This is a genomic window from Spirosoma jeollabukense, from assembly GCF_054777855.1.
Window position 1 is genome coordinate 141,755 of sequence record NZ_BAAHAD010000012.1, and the last position, 17,843, is coordinate 159,597.

The following is a 17,843-nucleotide window of genomic DNA, read 5'->3' on the forward strand; positions in this document are numbered from 1 at the left end:
TTCCTACCGGATAAATTAAGCCGTCGGTATGTTAAAGTGGCGACAAGTACCTTTCGGGCTACCCCGTTCCGAATGCTGAATAAAAAAGGCACTTGACTAGTCAAGTGCCTCTCTGAACAGGTTTAGCTTAGGGGTTAATTATCCACGGCGTATTCATCGTTTACTGCGTCATACTCCTCTGTATCCTCATAGGTGGCTTCTTCATTGGCAGCTTCTCCCGTTAAATAGTTGGGATCAGCAGTGCGCAGATCCCGTAGCAAATGACTGTTCGGTCCCTGACGAATAGCGTCTAATTCTGTTTTGATCAGATTCGTTACCTCGATCTTCACTTGTTTAAACTGCTCGTTCATCATGTCCTGCACCTGTTTGTCACTCAGGTTTTCGTAGGCTTTAAGGGCCGGTATCTCGGGGAGCTTACTTAGCTCTTCGATCATTTCTTTATCGACGACGATCTGCGCATGAAATATTTTTTGCTTGATGGTTGCGTCAAAGTTGTCCGCTATCGATCCGACAAACCACCCCTGGGACAGGTTGCTGATTTTACTTTCGGGAATGACCGAATCCATGGCCGTCGAAAAATTAGTTGTTGTTTCTTTCTCGGTCACGTTAAAGCTTTGACGCTGCTGTACGTTTTTACCGAAACGACTCGATAGATTTTTGGCCGTTTCTCCGACAACCTGTCCACTGAATATGTTGCCAATCGTGTTAAAAATTGCTTTTGCTTCTTTATCTCCGTAATCCCGTATAAGCTGAGTCAAATCCTGTAACCCTAATAAGGTAGACACTTTATTAGAACGAGCCGTGGCAATCAGGTTATCCAACCCTCGCATATAAATAGTGGGTAGCTCATCAACGATGATGGAGCTTTTCAGTCGGCCTTTGCGGTTTACAAGCTTAATAAGGCGGGCATTGTAGAGCCCCAGGGCTGCTCCGTAGACCGACTGGCGGTCAGGATTATTACCAACACAAAGAATTTTGGGAGCATCGGGATTATTAATGTCCAGGGAGAAATCATTGCCGGTCATCACCCAGTAGAGGCTGGGAGACGCCATGCGCGATAAGGGAATTCGCGCCGATGCAATTTGACCTTCTAACTGCTCTTTTGCCCCGTTTTTTAAGGCGCTGAAGAACGGCTGAATTAAATTCTCAAGTTCAGTCTCAGCCGCCATTAAGGGAAATATCTCTTCATAATCGTGATTGGCGAATTCAATAATGTGCGGAAACGTACAGTAATTGATATGATCCGCAACCCCTAGCTTTCCCCGCTCCGATTCAGGAAGTGTGTCTAAAAAAACCTCAACCTGACGGTCATTGAACCGTTTCATGTACCAGATGCAGGACATCAGAAATGTTATCGGTGACTCGACAAAGAAGTCGCCCTGCTTTTGTAACCAGCTTTTATTCAGATTCAGCAGGATAGTAGCACTAGCCTCCTGGGCATCAATGATGTCAGTCATAAGACGGGGTAAGAGTGGATTACACCGATGAGAGCGACGGGGGTCGTCAAAATTGATCGTGTAAAACCGGGGTACTTTGCCGTACATCTTCTTATATACATCCTGATGTTTGAGTAAGTAGAAATAAGCGATGCGCGATAAGTCGGGAAATTTGAAGTCGTAGATAAACATCGTAAATCCTTTTTGTATCTGCTGGCGAATGTAATTATTGACTACGGCAAAGGATTTCCCGGAACCAGGCGTTCCCAGGACCATCGCCGCCCGAAATACGTTGACAACATTAATCCACCCCTTGTAAAGCTTTTTTTTGTAGGTGAACAGGGTGGGGATGTTTACGGAATATTCATTGTCGACCAACTCTGTTTCTTGCATGAAGCTCTCGTTCTCTTCATTGAACGGGTCATCGCCCATTTTTAAATTGATGATACTGTCGGCAATGCCCGCCGCCTTGATCAGGGTTAAATAACCCGACACGGTTGATAGGACGTATAACAGGTTAATTGTATTGTAGCTTAGAGTCCGAAGAGTCAACAGCAGTGCGCTCCCAAAGTAGAGGAGAATACCAATCAGTCCGTACAGAAAGGCATCGTTCCAGGTTGCCGTAATATTCTTTTTGGACTTATTCCCCAGTACATAGACAAGTAATAAAAACAGCGCTGCCAGCTTGGAATACCACACTTGCTCAAATATGTGCGTCGAACTGTTCAAGGAGCGAATGAACCGATCCAGTAAGCCCAGGGGTATCCCTAACTGCTGAAAAACGTTGTTACAGAAAACATAAAAATGAAATAAGAGGACTGCATACCCCATAAACATGATGGTGTTCAGGATACCTCTGTACTCTTTGTCCTGTTCTTGTGAATTAGCCATGACGATAAGACTTGTTTTGATTTACAATTAAGAATAATCCCGCTGCTGACTAGCCCGATGGCTTTGCGCAAGGGTTAGCGCAGCTTGTGGCGCTGCCGTTCCTGCTGAAGTAAAACCGTGACTTCCTGTTGAATTGCCGCCATATGGTCATTCAATCGCTGGCCAAGCTGCTGATCTGTCAGCATAGCCAGTTCAGGATTTATAGGTAGTTCAGCGAGATTCTCCGCAAGCTTTGCTTTTCTGGCAGTCACCTGAGCGAAAAAAACGGGGTGCGTGGGAGGAGCATCAACCTGCGTAGCTACTTCCCCGGCAAAGCAGCCATAGGGTAAAGCGTTTAAAGTGGCGGATGATATACGGGGTGCTTGCGTTGCGTTCGGTTTAACGAAAAAGGACCAGCTTTTGGATGGTTTTACTGTTTCCAGTCGCTTTGTCAACCGATCAGCGATTTGTTGCGCTGAGGTGCCCCGCACTTGTCCGGCCAGTATCGTTCCACTCATGGTAAAGAGAGCCTGAGCTTTAACTTTGCCATATTTGTTTTCAAGTTGAGTAAGATCCTGAACCGATAAGCAGAGGGCAATTTTATTGAACCGGGCCGTGGCTAACAGACTGTCAAATTCGCTTAAATAAAGGGTAGGAAATTCGTCGAAGATTAACGCACTGGGTCGTTGATGGGGATGATTGACCTGTTTGGCCAGCAAGTGTGAAATCAACGCTAATGGGACAGAAAACAAGTGGCCCGAGGCTGGATCGTTTCCCAGACACAGTATTTTAGGATTACTCGGATTATTGATATCTACCAATGCTTCACTCCCTGTCATAATCCAGTAGAGCACCGGATTTTTTAAGGTGGACAGGCTTAGTTGCATCACCTTCAACAGCCCCTCCATGTGTTCACGCGTATCATTTGCATCAATGTTGGTTATGGCTTCCATCAAATGGGCCAGCTCGGGCTCGGCCTTGAGTAACGGAATGATCTCTTCGGTAGGCCTTGTTGCAAATTCAATGATGTGGGGTAGGGTGCAGTAGTTAAAGCGATTTGATTTAGTGGCCGCAGCTCGTTCTTCAGTCGGCAACCTATCTTCATAATTCGCTTCCTGCCGATCGTTGTAGCGCTTCATGTACCAGATACAGGCAGTTAAATAATTGATCGCCACCTCAACGAAAAAATCTCCCTCCCCCTTCAGACTCCAAGATCTATTTACATTGTACAGTAGGTTTTTCGCGGCTTCTAAGGCTTCGAAGCTATTGGTGAACCGCTCGGCCAAAAATGGATTACAGCGCGACGAATAACGGGGATCAGTAAAATTGATGGCATGAAACGAAGGGCTTACTCCCGATTGGTTCGTCGTTTTTTTCAGATTGTCAATGTAATGCGTATAAGCCAGCCTGCTTAGCTCAGGCGATTTATAATCGTAAATGGCCATCGTGAATTCTTTCTCCAAAAGCTGATGTACAAAATTTTGGACAAAGGTTTCGGTTTTACCTGTTCCGGGTGCTCCTAAAATCATTGTACCCCGAAACAGATGTGTCAGGTTAATCCACCCTTTTCTGACCTGATTCTTATAGCGCCAATGGGTCGGAATATTAACCGAACACGCATTGGCAATTCGGCGGGTTTCCTGGTTGAAAGAATCAATCAGCTCGTCGGCTTGTGTTGCTGAATTCATCATGATACATTGGATTTAAACTGGAGAAGATAAAGTGATTTATCACGGCTCAGCACCAAATACATTGGTGAACTGGTATGAAGATTTAGTTGAAGAAAGTCGGTACATCCGTCCGTGAATAGCCCGCTTGATTACGTAATTCATGGACCCTCCCGTAAATGGGCAGGCCTGTAACCAGGTAAGCTATACACCGATTCGACAGAAGCTCTTCTCGATCCTTGCGGCCATACGGATGAAATCTTGACATAAAGTACCTGTTTGAAATACGCTATAACGCAGAGCATCCTACACTTTGGTTACTGGCTTTCTCAAAATTGACTCTTGTCAATCACATATCTCTAGAGGGTATTAAATTATTTTTTTTTCGGTCACAATCATCAAAAAAAAAGTTAATGACTACGGCCTCGACGTCTCACGGGCGTAGCCTCGCCAACTCGTTTTTTCTTGGGCCGAATGGCACTAGCCGACTCACCCAATATATCCAAGAGTCCTTTCTGGGGAGCCTGGTTTTCAAATCGGTCCAGCAGAGATTGTAAACTGTCACTGGATGAAGATTGCTTCAGCGAAGATGAACTAGTAGACAGCGCGTAAGGCTTTGAGCTGTCGAGTGCTGGTTGCGAGCCTGACGTTTGGCCCTTGGTCGGCTGACGATTGGCTCGTGGTTGACTCACTAGTTGATCCAATAAAAGTTGGGGCTCTCGAATTTGGGATAGATGAGGAAACCGGTCATGGACTCGTTCAATCAATTTATTGAGCCTACCGGGTTCAACGTCGCTATCAACGGCCCTGGCTAATGACCGCATCCGTTGGGCGGCAACTGAATCGGGCGCTGGCCAGGCCCCTTCGAGTACATAGACATTCTTTCCCGGTTGAGAAGGGAATTGGCGGCTAAAGGTCTGAGCAATTTCGGGCGGCACCGCTACGTAGCTGGCGGGGTCCGTTTTATAGTGCCCCATTCGGAATACCGGTCTGTTCGTAGAATCAACTTCCTGTTTGATTAAGAATCCCCGTTGATACAAGGCTGATAGATGCCGTCGGGCGTCACCAGGCCGAGTTGTACCGGGTTCGCCGAATTGTTGAGTGGTGTCGCTTAAAACTTGGCTCCCCCGTTGTTCATTGTACCATCGTTGAAAGGTTGGCAGCATCGGCTTGGGCAGAATAATTTCTACGGCTGGCAGCGTTAGACTGGCCACCTGCTGACGAGTTAGACGGGAGAAATCGTTGCCCTGACTGATGGCCCGTAGTAGGGCTTGATCGGCCGCGTTGAGACGGGGGCTTATAAGTTCATTAGAAACGGGACGGCTAAAGTTAGTTTGTTCGGAAGGGGTTAGAGTATAGAACCGGCCGGGATGGGTTGAGTGTTCACCTTCTTTTAGCCGCACTTGCCCGGATTCAGTTCGTTGCCAGATCAAGCCTAGTTGCGTGGTAATCTGGTAGCGTTGCTGAGCAGTTAAATCCGCTTGTTGTAAAAGTCTTACCAGGTCCTGGCTTACGGTGGATACTGGTTGAGGGATTACTGGTTTGGTTGGTAAGCTGATCGCTTTGTTTGCTTCCGGCGTTGCATTATTTCCTGCAGTTGATTCCAGTTGAGCCTGTAGCTGAATTTGTACCCTCATGGCTTGCTCCATCACCGAACCCGAACCCGGTGAATAATTGGCCTGACGATGCCACCGGCCAAGCTCTCCCTGCATCAGTGCCGTATTGTTGAGGTCTATTGCCTGGCTCATGGAAACCAGACTGCGCCCCGCCGACGATTTTAACGTTTGGGTTTGATCCGCTAGTGTGGGTATGGACTCTTTCTGTAATCGACGAGCCAATGCATCTGGCACGGGAGTAAATCCGTCTGAGCGGGTTAAATAGTGTCCCATTCGATAGGCACCACTGGCTAACGCGTCGATGACAAAACCTCTGGCCTGAAGTTGAGGAAGTAGGGGTTTTTGGTCGTTCAGGTGAGTACTTACCTGATTGGCATAAGATTTATTTAGCCCTATTGAGACATGGTCAAATCGCGGGCCGATGGCCGCTTTGAGGTGAGCAGCCGATACCTGGTAAAAGCTGATCGGGTCGGGGGGCATTTGTCCACTGGCCAACGCCCCATACAGCAATCGTTCCGGTTTAGTTAGACGACTTCGGAACGCGAGTGAGGGCCCCTGATCCTGTTGTAGCTGTTTTTGAACAGACAAGGGTATAACATAACGTAGCTGTGCGTCTTCCCGGTGCGTCAGTGTTCCCTGATCAACCGTAAGTACGAAATCAGCGGCCGACAGAAACGCCCGTTTACTGGCAGCCGATAGTGGAAGCTCGCTGGCCAGCGAAACGAATTGATTGGCGGTCTGGCTAAAATAGGCCTCTTCTTTTGACCGGATCTCGGGTAATTGACTTTGTTTATAGGCTTCAAATTGAGTGACTGCCTGCCGGGCGGATTGGGGATTAACCCCCTCCTCTATTAACAAGTCGGTCAGTAGCTCATGGGGAAACTGGCGGATGAGTTGGCTCTCAAAAAAGTAAGGCTTTTTACCATCAACACCTTGCTGCCGTACCTGCTGATAAAAGTGACTAACACGTCGACGCAGGGCGAGTTCCTGGGAAGTTGGCTCCGTCTTTTGGCTTTGCCCTTTTATCGGCTCGCCGGACCCAGCTGAGCGCTTAGTTCGTGGTGGTTGATCGGTGGTGCTTGGGGAGGATGCCCGAACTCGGTTTTGAAGCGTGTCAAGCCGAACACTCCGGTCAGTAAATGCGGCTCGTTGAACCAAGCGGGTATAGGCTGGTCCAAGTTCATTTTCACCGTATACATTGCGACTTTTATGATCGACGTACATGTACTGCTGTCCCGTATCGATCACCTGAATGCCGGCGCTTCGTAACTGAGTTCTAAAATCCGCTTCACTCAGTTGGCTGTACGATCCCAGACTGCTGTGAATCCGTTGGCGCGTAGCTTCTTTGCCACTACGGATGCGGGTAGCATTCTGTTTGAATTTGCGCTCCAGCCGCTCGTAAGTCGGTGCAAACGCAAAACGACTGGCTTTAATGGCCGGGCCAATCGCTTCCCCCCGTTGATCGTTCGGCCCATTGTATAATTGAAACGTAATGCCCTTATAGGGCTTTCCGTCAGCTGCCACGCCACTTAACTGATTCATTTGTACCCGGTGCTGGTGGAGAAACTCAGAAAAGGTCAGCACATTGGAAAAATTATAATCTGTCAGGGCCGTACGCACCACGTTACCGATCGCTTTTTTAGCTTCGGGTTCTTTATAGCCAAGGATTTGTTCGGGTAACAACCCATTCATCAGTAGCTCTTTTCCTTGCTTCTCGGCTTCAACTAAGCCATATTCTTTTTCCAGAGCCTGACGGACGGCATTGCTACGTCGCTGTTGATGGGAATCAGAAATTTTTTTTCCTTGGAAATCGACCGATACAGAAACAATGTGAATGTGGGGATGATGAGTATCCTCGTGTCGATAGATCAAGTAGGGCTGTTCGCCATAGCCCAATCGGTCCATGTAATTTTGTCCGATTTCACTTAATTGATGATCACTAAATTTCTCCGAAGGATGAAACGCTAATGATACGTGAAATGTGGGTTTGCTTATGTTTTCATTGCCCCGCGCATAACGTTCCAGCTCGTTAATTTTTTGCTTGACTGGTAGTTTAGCTTGATCATAGGCAACCGCATTAAAACCTCCTAAAAAACGGGCTTCTCCGTGAGCTACTTTATACTCATTGTACAACACGGCACCAGCCGGATTGGCTCCTGTGTTTATTCGGGCCACCATGAGTTAGGGGTTTAATTTTTCGCTGAATAAATCCGCCTGTCTATACTGTTGATCGCTCCAGTGAATCAGCTTTGCTATGTCAATTAACAGCTCACGCTGCTGTGTTATTTCGCCTCGCACCTCGTTGGATAGATAGATATTATTCAGGCGTTTGACGGATTGATTATAATTTAACCCAATGGCCCGTAATTGAATGACAAATTGGTTTAGCAATTTGATACATTGATCCAGCCGCTCAATTATAGCTTTTGGCTCTTCTTCTACGCTAAGCTTTCGTGAGGATTCCTCATTAATAGTCCAAGCAAAAAGTCTATGTTTGGCAAACTCATTTCGGGATATTTTCTTAGTCAATCGCTGATGTTGCCAGGCCTCGTGAAATGACCGGGCTTCCCCGTCAGTCAGATGGAGGTAAATTCGATTCGTCTTTTTAAGAGCTACTTCTTTGGTTGGTCTCCCGCCTTTATTACTCTTTTTCCGACCGGGATTCTCGGTTACGATTGACCCTTTGTTGGCTGACTTCATAGGACTGAATTGGTTGCTAAGACAAAATCGATTCTCGATTACGGGGCGGTTTTGGTGAGCGGTCAGGGCTGAATGTGTTAACGAAGCCCTATTAAACCGCTTTTTTTAGCCTCGCAGAGCAAGATTCGTTTGAAGCGGTAAAAACGCCCGTAGGAAGAGTTTTTTGCCGCGAAAAACACATCTTGCTTTCGCCGTGGCGAATGGGTTTTCCGGCGAGAAAAGCCCCCGATGGGCGAAAAAGCCATCAAACCCTTTTTTTATTAAAATTGCGTATGACTGAACCACAAAATGCTACCAGTCGATCCGCATCTCAAAGGTAATGTGTCTTCATTTATCTTAAAATATATCCGCTTAAAAAGTAGTGACCGAAAAAAAAATAATTTTACAGCTTTGTATAAGAGTGGTATGACTAGGTTTACTTTTGACTAAAACAGGCAATAATCGTCTATTCCAGCATTCTGGTAGGATAGCTAGGAGGCTAGGAGGCCAGGATAGCTAGGGAGCTAGAATAGCTAGGAGGTTAGGGGGTTAGGGGGCTAGGGAGCTAGGGAGCTAGGATAGCAAGGAGGTTAGGGAGCTAGGGAGCTAGGGAGCTAGGATAGCAAGGAGGTTAGGGGGCTAGGGAGCTAGGAGGTTAGGAGGTTAGGGGGCTAGTAGGCTAGGATAGCTAGGGAGCTAGGATAGCTAGGAGGCTAGGATAGCTAGGAGGCTAGGGTAGCTAGGACGTGAACTTGTATGTTTTCTGCTGGAATTAATAATTCATAGTTAACGGTATAACTAGCATCTAAAGACTTAATTTCTAGTCAAATGTTTTTAAAATTAATTTAATCAATAAATACAATAAGTCATGACTAAAGTAATCAGTTTTATGTCCCAGAAAGGGGGTACAGGTAAAACCACCTTATCTATTTTGACAGCTACCTTTTTGCATTCTATTGGCGCTGGAGTTGCCGTAATTGATGCAGACTTTCCTCAACACTCTTTTACAAGAACACGAACAAAAGACATCTTAGACTTAAAAGAAAAACAGGGCAAAAAACAAGGTGAAAACTTAACGCTGGTTGATTCCCAGATAAAACCTTACCCTGTCGTTGATGCAACTGTCAAAGAAGCAACAGTAGCCTTGAAAAGCATGAAAACTAGTCAACAACTTGACTTTATTTTAATTGATATTCCAGGTACGTTTAATGTTGAAGGCATTGATTATTTGATCGATTCATTAGATCTAATAATAGTTCCAGTTGAACTTGAGTATAAATCTATTACGGCGGCTATGGAAACCATGTCTATGATTCGATCCCTAAATCCCAAAGTGAGCATCAGCGTAGTATGGACTAAAATTAAAAGGAACCATAAAGTTGCAGAACGCCAAGCTTATGAAGACTACTTTAAATCCAAGTTTAACCCTTATATTTTTAAGTACATGCTACTGGAAACGGTTAGAGTAAGCCAGCTGCTTAATACCATAACTCCGCAGCCTGAATCTATAAGTGAATTTGTAGATGAAGCTGGTACAATGCTCTTAAGCATAGAAGGTAAAACTGCTTTAATGAATTAGTTAGTATGGGAAAAGTAACATTACCGCCTCTGCCTGGAGTAGAACCCAAGGGTAGTATTGCCACCTATTTATCACAAGTGCGTCAGAAACGCACTTATGATGCATCATCTTCAAACGATCATGGAGGTGAAGCGACTTCCATGGTAGAAGATCAATCGTTCACCGAACTGCTTGACTCCCCTATAAATTCTCCCGATAAAGCTGGCTCGACAACGCCTGTTGAACTCCAAGGTCAAAGCTTCGGTCCGATTGCCGTTAATAATTCGGCAGACAGACGTAATGAGGAATTGTCCAAAATTTTGGACAATTCCCCTAGTGAGCCTAAGCGAGTTAACAATGCTGGCAAAAAGGATACGGCATCTCCGATGTCTGTCGATAATGAAGCTGTTGAGCAGCGCCAGATGACGCCTAAACGTTCCCGCATTAGGACTGATGTGGTTTCAAGTACTCCCCTGCCCATTGTCAAACTCATAAATTCGTTGCCCAATAGGTTTGCAGCGGGCTACTTTACAAAAGGAGAATCGAAAGTGCGTCTTACAGCAGAAATGGCTGATTTAATTCAAATTATTGTTGACTCTAACGGAAGGATTGAGCAGCCCAAATATTTTGCGGATAATTTAGTAAACTATCTCTTAAAAGAGTTTTTCATAAAGTACGCATCCGACATTGAGCAACTCAGCATAGAACAACAAGAACGACAACGTATTCAACATCAGAAAAATTTGACTTTGATTAAACAGACTGAAAACAACTTGACCTGAAAATAATGTATGCTCCCTTACTAATTAAATTTAGTGCGATGTGAGTTTTGTCAAACCACTATTTATAGTCAAGTGATGATTAACCGCTGATCGGTTAAACGGTATCGACATTTTAAACTTTTTGCTAATGAATTTACTAGGGTTTTTAGCTATCATCATTTCCGTTACCGGCCTGATCTGGCTACTACAAATAATTTTTAAAGGAAAAGAACGGATCGATATTAATCTATCCGTTGGTCGTAGAGCTACCTCTTCATCCGAGATGCCCACGAACTTAGCTGATTCGAAAAAAACCCATCCGGGCATCCCCCAAACAGAACCAAATTCCATATTGGGTGAGGTTGTCAGCATAGGTAGTAAGATACCCTCATCAGCTACGTCAACTGCTGATTCTTCAGCATCCACAAATCCAATCAATGCTACTCCTAGGTCGCATCCTACCGAGTCAAATGGAACAGACCCGGATGCATACCTGCATAAAGCATTTGAGGACGAATCATTTGAGGAACATACTAACGAATCGCTTTTGCAAGAGGTTGCCGGTGGCCAGCTCACGCCGCCAATGGGTCAGCTGACTTTATCTGGTTTCGGCAGCATTGCCTCACAACTTCCCTCAGATAGCTTTGACAAGCCTCAAAGTTCGGAGCAGATAGAAGCGATGTTTGCTGTGTTAAAAGAAAGCACCCGGCGTATAGAGCAGCAAATGATCGCCCTGTATGAGGTTCATCGCTCCATGCAAGCCAATCAAGACACACCTTCCAACTTGGCTCAGTCCACTCTAGAAGACCAAACAGCTAATGATGCTGGTGACTATGATTTTGGCGCGGATGATGACGATAATGACAATGAGCACTCATTTGGGGGCGGATTAAATACGCAGCTGACAACGAGTACTCCAGATGAGGAATCACAAAGTGCTCCGGCCACTGAGTTTATTATGACGATGGACGAATTATCCATTCTGGTACCGGCTGGAACAATCCAAACGTTCGATGCATCGGATGTCTTGGAACCAGCACCTGAGATACGGCATGAAGCGCTGCCTTATTTCGCTAACTTAAATAAAACCGGGGAATTAGGTTATGAAGTGGTGGAAGCGATCAAACGCAAAGCTCCCACACGTGAGGTCAGGCATCGCGTTCGTCAGGTCATACGAGCCATTGACCACTTCAATCTAAATAACGATGCAAATGCTGCTCTACGGTTGACGGCTGTATTCCGGCACTTGCCTGAACACTTAGGAGAATATGATGATGATGTTGCTGCTATCGGGCGAAAGTTTGGACTAATTGAACCCGCTAGTGAACCGGCTTCAGTAGAAGCTGATTAAGAGTACACACAATTTTTTTTCTAAAAGTGTGACCGAAAAAAAAATAATTAAAGGCTTTTGTTTTAGGGTACTTCCGAATCAATACTTTTGAATCAAGATAGACGGGGGTCTATCTCCATTGAATCAAACCTTTCATAGTCTTATGAAAAAACTTCTTGTAAGAGGGTGGAATACCCGAACTCTGGTAATCACCTGCGCGCTCCTGAGCATTGGCGTGTATGCCATGGCGGGTGGAACAGCGACGGCTGCAGCTGGTTTGGAACAAGCCAATACGGGCATTCGGGCCATGTGGCCAACGGTACAAAAGTTAATGTTCACCGTCATGGCGATCATCGGTCTGGTCGGTGCTGCGTCGGTATACGGAAAATGGTCCAATGGTGATCCTGATACCCGAAAAGCCGCTGCTTCCTGGTTCGGTGCCTTGATTTTTGCCGGACTGGTCGTCGTTATACTGGGTGCGGTTTTTACTCCAGGTTGATATGGCTCACCGATTACCTAGGTCACAATCGCCGAACCCTGCCTGACGGTGGGGTTCGGCGTTTAAAGCTGACTCCAACAAGCATCCTTTCACTTCTTAATGGTATCCTCATGTTGACTAGGCCTTGGATTTTACCGCTGGTTCTTTTGTCCCTGCTCTTACTGACTTGTTCGGATGTCTGGGCGGGTGGCGCGCCTCCCACAGCCGTAGCCAAAGCTACGTATCAGATATCAAGTGCTTATAAGGCCATGAAGATTCTAGGCAGAACAGTGGCTATGATCTGCGCGATGATCGGCTCGGTAAAGGTTTATAACAAATTTCAGATGGCTGATCCGGACATGTACCGATCCATATTCGCCTGGATATTTGCCTGTCTGTTCTGCCTGTACTTCCCTTACTTCTTTGATCTGCTTTTCCGCTAAGACGCACTATGTATCAAATCAATAAAGGTGTCGATCGCCCGCCCGAGGTACTCGGAATCAGGGGCATGAATTATTTGATCTACCTGGCGGGTGGCACGGTTGGCGGCATGGTGGTGGCCACCATCGCTATGCTCATCGGCGTACCCGCCGTGTATGCCTATGGCGTCATGTTCGTCATGGTTTTTTTAGGCTACAATACGCTGGCCTCCTACAGTAAAAAGCATGGTGAACGGGGACTATCCAAATTCAATGCGCGGAATCGGTATCCAACCGTCATTCAGGTGCGCAGCACCCGGCCTTACCGGGATATGCTTATCAAGCGAGAGGTGAAAACGTCAACCTGGGATCGATTTAAACTAAAACGCAACTAAATCATGGCCCAACGCACAGAAGACTTAATGAAGTATTGGCCTCTGCGGTCAATTGAGAATGACTGCATCATTTCTAAGATGGGCGATATTACCGTCTGTTATGAAATGACCTTACCGGAGATCTACACGCTTTCCGCGCACGTCACGGAAGGTGAATTCCGGGTTGAAACGGGTGACTTCCGGGAATTAAATGAAATGTGGGGTAAGGCGCTCTCGGTTTTGCCAGAACACTCTATTTTTCATAAACAGGACTTTTTCACGGTTGACACCTATGACCCGACGCGGGTAGAGGAAGGAGGGTTTCGGAATACATTTCTGGATAAAGCATCGTCCCGGCATTTTCACGAGAGACCCTACCTCAACCACCGCTGCTATTTATACCTAACGAAAACATCCAAGCGGGCCGTGTCCACCATGCAGACCAGCCTGGTGTCCGGTCGGTTTCTGTCTAAGGAGATTTCAGACCCCATCAAGCTGTCAGAGTTCTATTCAGCCATCGAACAGTTCGTCTCGATCATCAATTCAACGCGCAACGTGAGCATGCGCCGGCTGGCGGGTGAAGAAATCTATCAGAAAGGTGATAAGCCGGGTATTCTCGAACGCTACATGAGTCTGGAGGCTGAAGCGGATGTGGTACCGCTGTGTGATATACGTCGCGGAGAGGATCTGATGATCGGCGATAAGATTGTTAAATATTTCTCCCTTTCAGATATTGAAGACTTACCGGATACCGTGTATACCCACAACGCGGTGAGTGCGCTGTCCACGGAGAATTCAACGGTATCGGTGGGCTTTGCTGCTCCCGTCAGTTTAATGCTGGGGGTCAACCACGTGTATAACCAATATATTTTTAAAGAAGATCGTAACGAAATCTTTCCGCAACTGGAAGCGCGGGCTACCCAAATGACCGCCCTGGCGTCCTTCACAAAAGCCAATGCCAGTAATGCGGCCAAAATAAACGATTACCTGCATTACGCGGCCGACACCGGTTACCCGCCCGTTAGGGCACACTACAACCTGCTGGTGTGGACAAATGATAAAGCGGATCTGCCACAACTGCGCAACAAAACCAACGCGGCAATCGCCAAGATGGGGGTTCGGCCCCGGGAAAATTCGACTACTGACAGCTTATCCATGTTCTGGGCCGGGATTCCAGGCAATGCGGCCGACTTACCTGACGAAGATAAGTTCTGGACATTTACCCCCCAGGCACTGTGCTTGTTAAACGAAGAGTCCGTCTCGCCAAACTCGTATTCAAGCATGGGCATCCGGGTAACCGATCGGCTATCAGGCAAACCGCTGTATGTTGATTTTTCGGACGCACCCATGAAGCGAGGCTGGATCACTAACCGGAATAAATTTATTCTGGGTCCTTCCGGATCGGGCAAAAGCTTTTTGACCAACCACTTCCTGCGGTCTTATTTCATTCAGGGAGCCCATATGGTGATTGTCGACGTTGGCGACTCCTACGAAGGACTATGCTCGATGTTAGGCGGAAAGTATCTAACGTATAAACCGGAAGCGCCCATTACATTCAATCCCTTTTTCATAGAAGGGCGTGCCAGACCGGACATTGAAAAATTGGAGTCGATCAAGGCATTGCTGCTTTCACTGTGGAAAAAAGAGGAAGAAAACCTGAGCCGGCTGGAGGAGACCGCCCTGTCACTAGCCGTCAATGGATACTTTTCCCATCTGGAACTCAACCCGGAGATTTTCCCCTCGTTCAACTCCTTCTTTGAGTTCCTTAAAGATGACTTTAAAAAGGCGCTTGATAGCCGGGGGATTACCGCTAAAATGTTTGATTATGACGCCTTCATTGTCGTTATGGAACCCTTCTACCGGGGTGGGGAATATGATTACCTGCTGAACTCAGCGGATAATCTTGACCTGACCAATGAACGCTTTATTGTCTTTGAGCTCGATAATATCAAAGATAACGCCATTCTGTTTCCGGTGGTCACCATCATCATCATGGATACATTTATTACGAAAATGCGCACGCTCAAAGGCATTCGTAAAATTATTCTTATTGAGGAAGCCTGGAAAGCCATTATGAAAGAGAAGATGGCTGAATACATCAAGTACTTGTACAAGACGGTTCGTAAGCATTTTGGTGAGGCCTGGATTGTGACCCAGGACATCGACGATATCCTGGGGAATAAGATCGTTAAGGACTCGATTATCAACAATGCGGACACCCGTATTTTGATGGATCAGAAGAAGTACAAAAACCGGTTTGAGGAAGTAAAGAAGTTCCTGGCACTGACCGATCAGGAAAAGAACCTGGCCCTCTCGGTTAATCGCGATCTGAATGCAACCCGGAAATACAAAGAGTTCTTTGTGAGCTTCGCGGGTCAAATCAGCCTGGTTTATGGACTGGAAGTGTCCGTCGAAGAATACCTGGCGTTCACCACCGAACAGAGTGAAAAAGAGGCCGTCAAAAAGCTGGTAGCGGAGAACGGGGGCAATTACGATTTAGGTATCCGCTCCTATCGGGAACAGCATGGGTAAGCTGGCCGACTGCATCGATTATGTCCAATCAGTTTACAACATCCAATCGTCTATGAAACACTTACTCATGCACGGGCTTCTGGGGCTCCTGCTAGTCTTGATGGGCCCGGTTTCGGGTTACGGGCCTGCGTTTGGCCAAACGACGGACCCCGTTTCAACAACAGGATCATGGAATCCTTCGACCGACCCATTGTTCAACCCCAATGATCCCTCAACCTGGCCCCCCTCCTATGACCCAAGCAAACCAGGTTCGCTAAGTATGGCCCCGGGAAATGTTCCCAGTGTTGATCCCATCGGCGAGCATCTTGGCGATGATGGTACAAGTGGCTCAAGCAGCTTTGGTTCGTTCGTTGGTCAAAAGGTCACCACGTATGCCGATAAGGTAAAATCGGAGGTCGAAAATTTGATTGGTGAGTACGAAGACCAGATTCTTCAGGGATTAACCGATGCGCTGGAAGGCTGGCTGATGAGCCAACTGCAGAGTTTGCTCGGAGCCTCCCCGATCCGAAGCGTCGAGGCCCTCAAAAAGTTAATGAAAGATGCTTACACAAAACAACAGAAGATAGACTACCAACAGTTGAAAGTCGATTTCGCCGAGCAGAAGGGTAATACCGAGCTAAGTGCCGGCTTCGGCGATTACTATAAAACGCTGCATTTAAAAGAACACGCGCAGGCGGTTGAGTATACGATCAAACAGATCAATTCCATGGCCAGCAATAAGGTGTTTACGGCCGGAGAGCAATCCCAGTTACAAGCCCTCATCGGTGGACTATCGGATATGAGTGATATCGTCAATGAAGTCAAGTTTGCCACGAATCACTCGTCCTCCACGGCTTACATGGCCGAAGCAGACCGAATCCGGACGTTGGATGAAGCGTATAAGCGTATTCTCGACCGCGAAAAACGGGCTCAATCGGTGAAGGCCAAAGTCAAGGCAGTCTTCGTCTATCGAATGAAAGATGCTCAGCGGGATACGACGCTGGATGATCTGATTGGCACCGCAGACACGGGTGGTAACGATGGTAGTCCGCGGGTGCGTCGAATTAAATAAATCAGTCCTCATCGCTAACTCTCTACGATCATGCGTATTCCAAAACTACACGGTTCCGGCCCAAACAGCAGACGGGGTTACTTCTGGCTTGGCTTCTTTCTCCTAACCTTATGGGTATCCCCGGTTCACGCTCAGGTGTATGATCCTAGTAATCCAACGCCGGGGACGGGCTACACGATCAACGATCTGCCCGATCCGATGTACGTTCATACAGACTGGGGCTCCTCACTCGACGTCCAAACGAAGGTCGATAACATCCTGCGCGTACGAGGCGGTGAGATCATGAGTGGCTTACAGGATTACCAGGTTGAGCTGACCGATATTTTAATTGATAAGCTCAAGGACGAACTCGTCAAGATGTTTGCCGATATGATGCCCATTGGCTCCATGGCAGAGAAGATCATCTCTGCGTATCAAAAGAAAAAGGACGAAAATCTGGCGAAAGCAATCGATCGGGTGAAGGTCCTGTCGAGGAATTCCCTCAATAAGCAATTGAAAACCAAGTATCAGGATTTTAAGGTCAATTACGCCCGGATGAACGCTAAATGGAAAAGCTTACCTGAACTCAAAAATTCGGTGGCCGATCACTTGTCGGAAAGTGAACACGATAAACTATGGGGCGAACACGTGGTGGTCATGGATGGATTCAAAGATGATGATACCCACAGTAAACTGAAGTGGCTTTATCCGGAAATCGATCCAAACGCGCCGGGAAATAAGGTAGAGCATGGTTGGCACGCGTTTGTCTCCGATGCCATCGTGATGGATGATGCAAAAAAATTTAAGGAACTACTCATGGCCATTTCTAACAAGGAATATGACAATGATGCCATGGAAGAAAAGGAAATGGTGGCTTATTCTCACTATGACCGGATGGTGATGAAGCGGGCGATACTCGACCGTATGCGAGAACGGGTGCGTAACCTACAGGGCATCAACAAAAAAGTCAATCAACACATACAAGGCAGTATGCGAAAAGATCAGCGTAAGCAATTGACGGATGCATTGGGCGGTAAGGATACCTACATGCCACTACCCAAAAAATAAGTACCCCAAGCGGGCCATAAGCCCA

General features: G+C 46.8%; 13 protein-coding genes. 9 read left to right on the forward strand and 4 right to left on the reverse strand.

Annotated elements, in window-relative coordinates; all coding sequences use genetic code 11:
* Positions 1-134: 134 nt before the first annotated feature.
* From ACYVEA_RS29060 to ACYVEA_RS29075, 4 genes are all read right to left on the reverse strand, one after another.
* Positions 135-2,327, reverse strand: coding sequence for a YWFCY domain-containing protein (locus ACYVEA_RS29060; RefSeq protein ID WP_461116916.1), 2,193 nt, complete (start codon positions 2,325-2,327; stop codon positions 135-137).
* 74 nt (positions 2,328-2,401) lie between these two features.
* A complete protein-coding gene (locus ACYVEA_RS29065) occupies positions 2,402-3,997 on the reverse strand; it encodes a type IV secretion system DNA-binding domain-containing protein (RefSeq protein ID WP_461073743.1) in 1,596 nt (531 codons plus the stop codon).
* Positions 3,998-4,383: 386 nt separating this feature from the next.
* Positions 4,384-7,767, reverse strand: coding sequence for a relaxase/mobilization nuclease domain-containing protein (locus ACYVEA_RS29070; protein WP_297369722.1), 3,384 nt, complete (start codon positions 7,765-7,767; stop codon positions 4,384-4,386).
* Between the two features lie 3 nt (positions 7,768-7,770).
* Positions 7,771-8,289: a plasmid mobilization protein gene (locus tag ACYVEA_RS29075; protein WP_461116917.1), complete on the reverse strand. Its 519-nt coding sequence runs from the start codon at positions 8,287-8,289 to the stop codon at positions 7,771-7,773.
* An 847-nt stretch (positions 8,290-9,136) separates the two neighbouring features.
* Here ACYVEA_RS29075 and ACYVEA_RS29080 point away from each other — a divergent pair.
* The 9 genes from ACYVEA_RS29080 (at position 9,137) to ACYVEA_RS29120 (ending at position 17,818) form a co-directional block, all read left to right on the forward strand.
* Positions 9,137-9,847 (forward strand): ParA family protein, encoded by a 711-nt coding sequence (locus tag ACYVEA_RS29080; RefSeq protein ID WP_297369716.1) that lies wholly within the window; start codon positions 9,137-9,139, stop codon positions 9,845-9,847.
* A 5-nt stretch (positions 9,848-9,852) separates the two neighbouring features.
* A complete protein-coding gene (locus tag ACYVEA_RS29085) occupies positions 9,853-10,608 on the forward strand; it encodes a hypothetical protein (protein ID WP_461073746.1) in 756 nt (251 codons plus the stop codon).
* A gap of 127 nt (positions 10,609-10,735) precedes the next feature.
* Positions 10,736-11,938: a hypothetical protein gene (locus ACYVEA_RS29090; RefSeq protein WP_297369710.1), complete on the forward strand. Its 1,203-nt coding sequence runs from the start codon at positions 10,736-10,738 to the stop codon at positions 11,936-11,938.
* A gap of 142 nt (positions 11,939-12,080) precedes the next feature.
* Positions 12,081-12,416: a DUF4134 family protein gene (locus ACYVEA_RS29095; RefSeq protein WP_297369708.1), complete on the forward strand. Its 336-nt coding sequence runs from the start codon at positions 12,081-12,083 to the stop codon at positions 12,414-12,416.
* Between the two features lie 110 nt (positions 12,417-12,526).
* Positions 12,527-12,838: a DUF4134 family protein gene (locus ACYVEA_RS29100; RefSeq protein WP_461116918.1), complete on the forward strand. Its 312-nt coding sequence runs from the start codon at positions 12,527-12,529 to the stop codon at positions 12,836-12,838.
* An 8-nt stretch (positions 12,839-12,846) separates the two neighbouring features.
* Entirely contained in the window at positions 12,847-13,209 is a 363-nt protein-coding gene (locus ACYVEA_RS29105; protein ID WP_297369703.1) for a DUF4133 domain-containing protein, read from the forward strand.
* Between the two features lie 3 nt (positions 13,210-13,212).
* The gene (locus ACYVEA_RS29110; protein ID WP_297369700.1) at positions 13,213-15,720 is read left to right on the forward strand and encodes a TraG family conjugative transposon ATPase; all 2,508 of its coding nucleotides are present in this window, start codon (positions 13,213-13,215) and stop codon (positions 15,718-15,720) included.
* 52 nt (positions 15,721-15,772) lie between these two features.
* Positions 15,773-16,771 carry a hypothetical protein gene (locus tag ACYVEA_RS29115; protein WP_297369697.1) on the forward strand — a complete coding sequence of 333 codons (999 nt, stop codon included), beginning with the start codon at positions 15,773-15,775 and terminating at the stop codon, positions 16,769-16,771.
* Between the two features lie 30 nt (positions 16,772-16,801).
* Complete coding sequence (locus tag ACYVEA_RS29120; protein ID WP_461116919.1) at positions 16,802-17,818, forward strand: hypothetical protein; 1,017 nt, start codon at positions 16,802-16,804, stop codon at positions 17,816-17,818.
* Positions 17,819-17,843 lie beyond the last annotated feature (25 nt).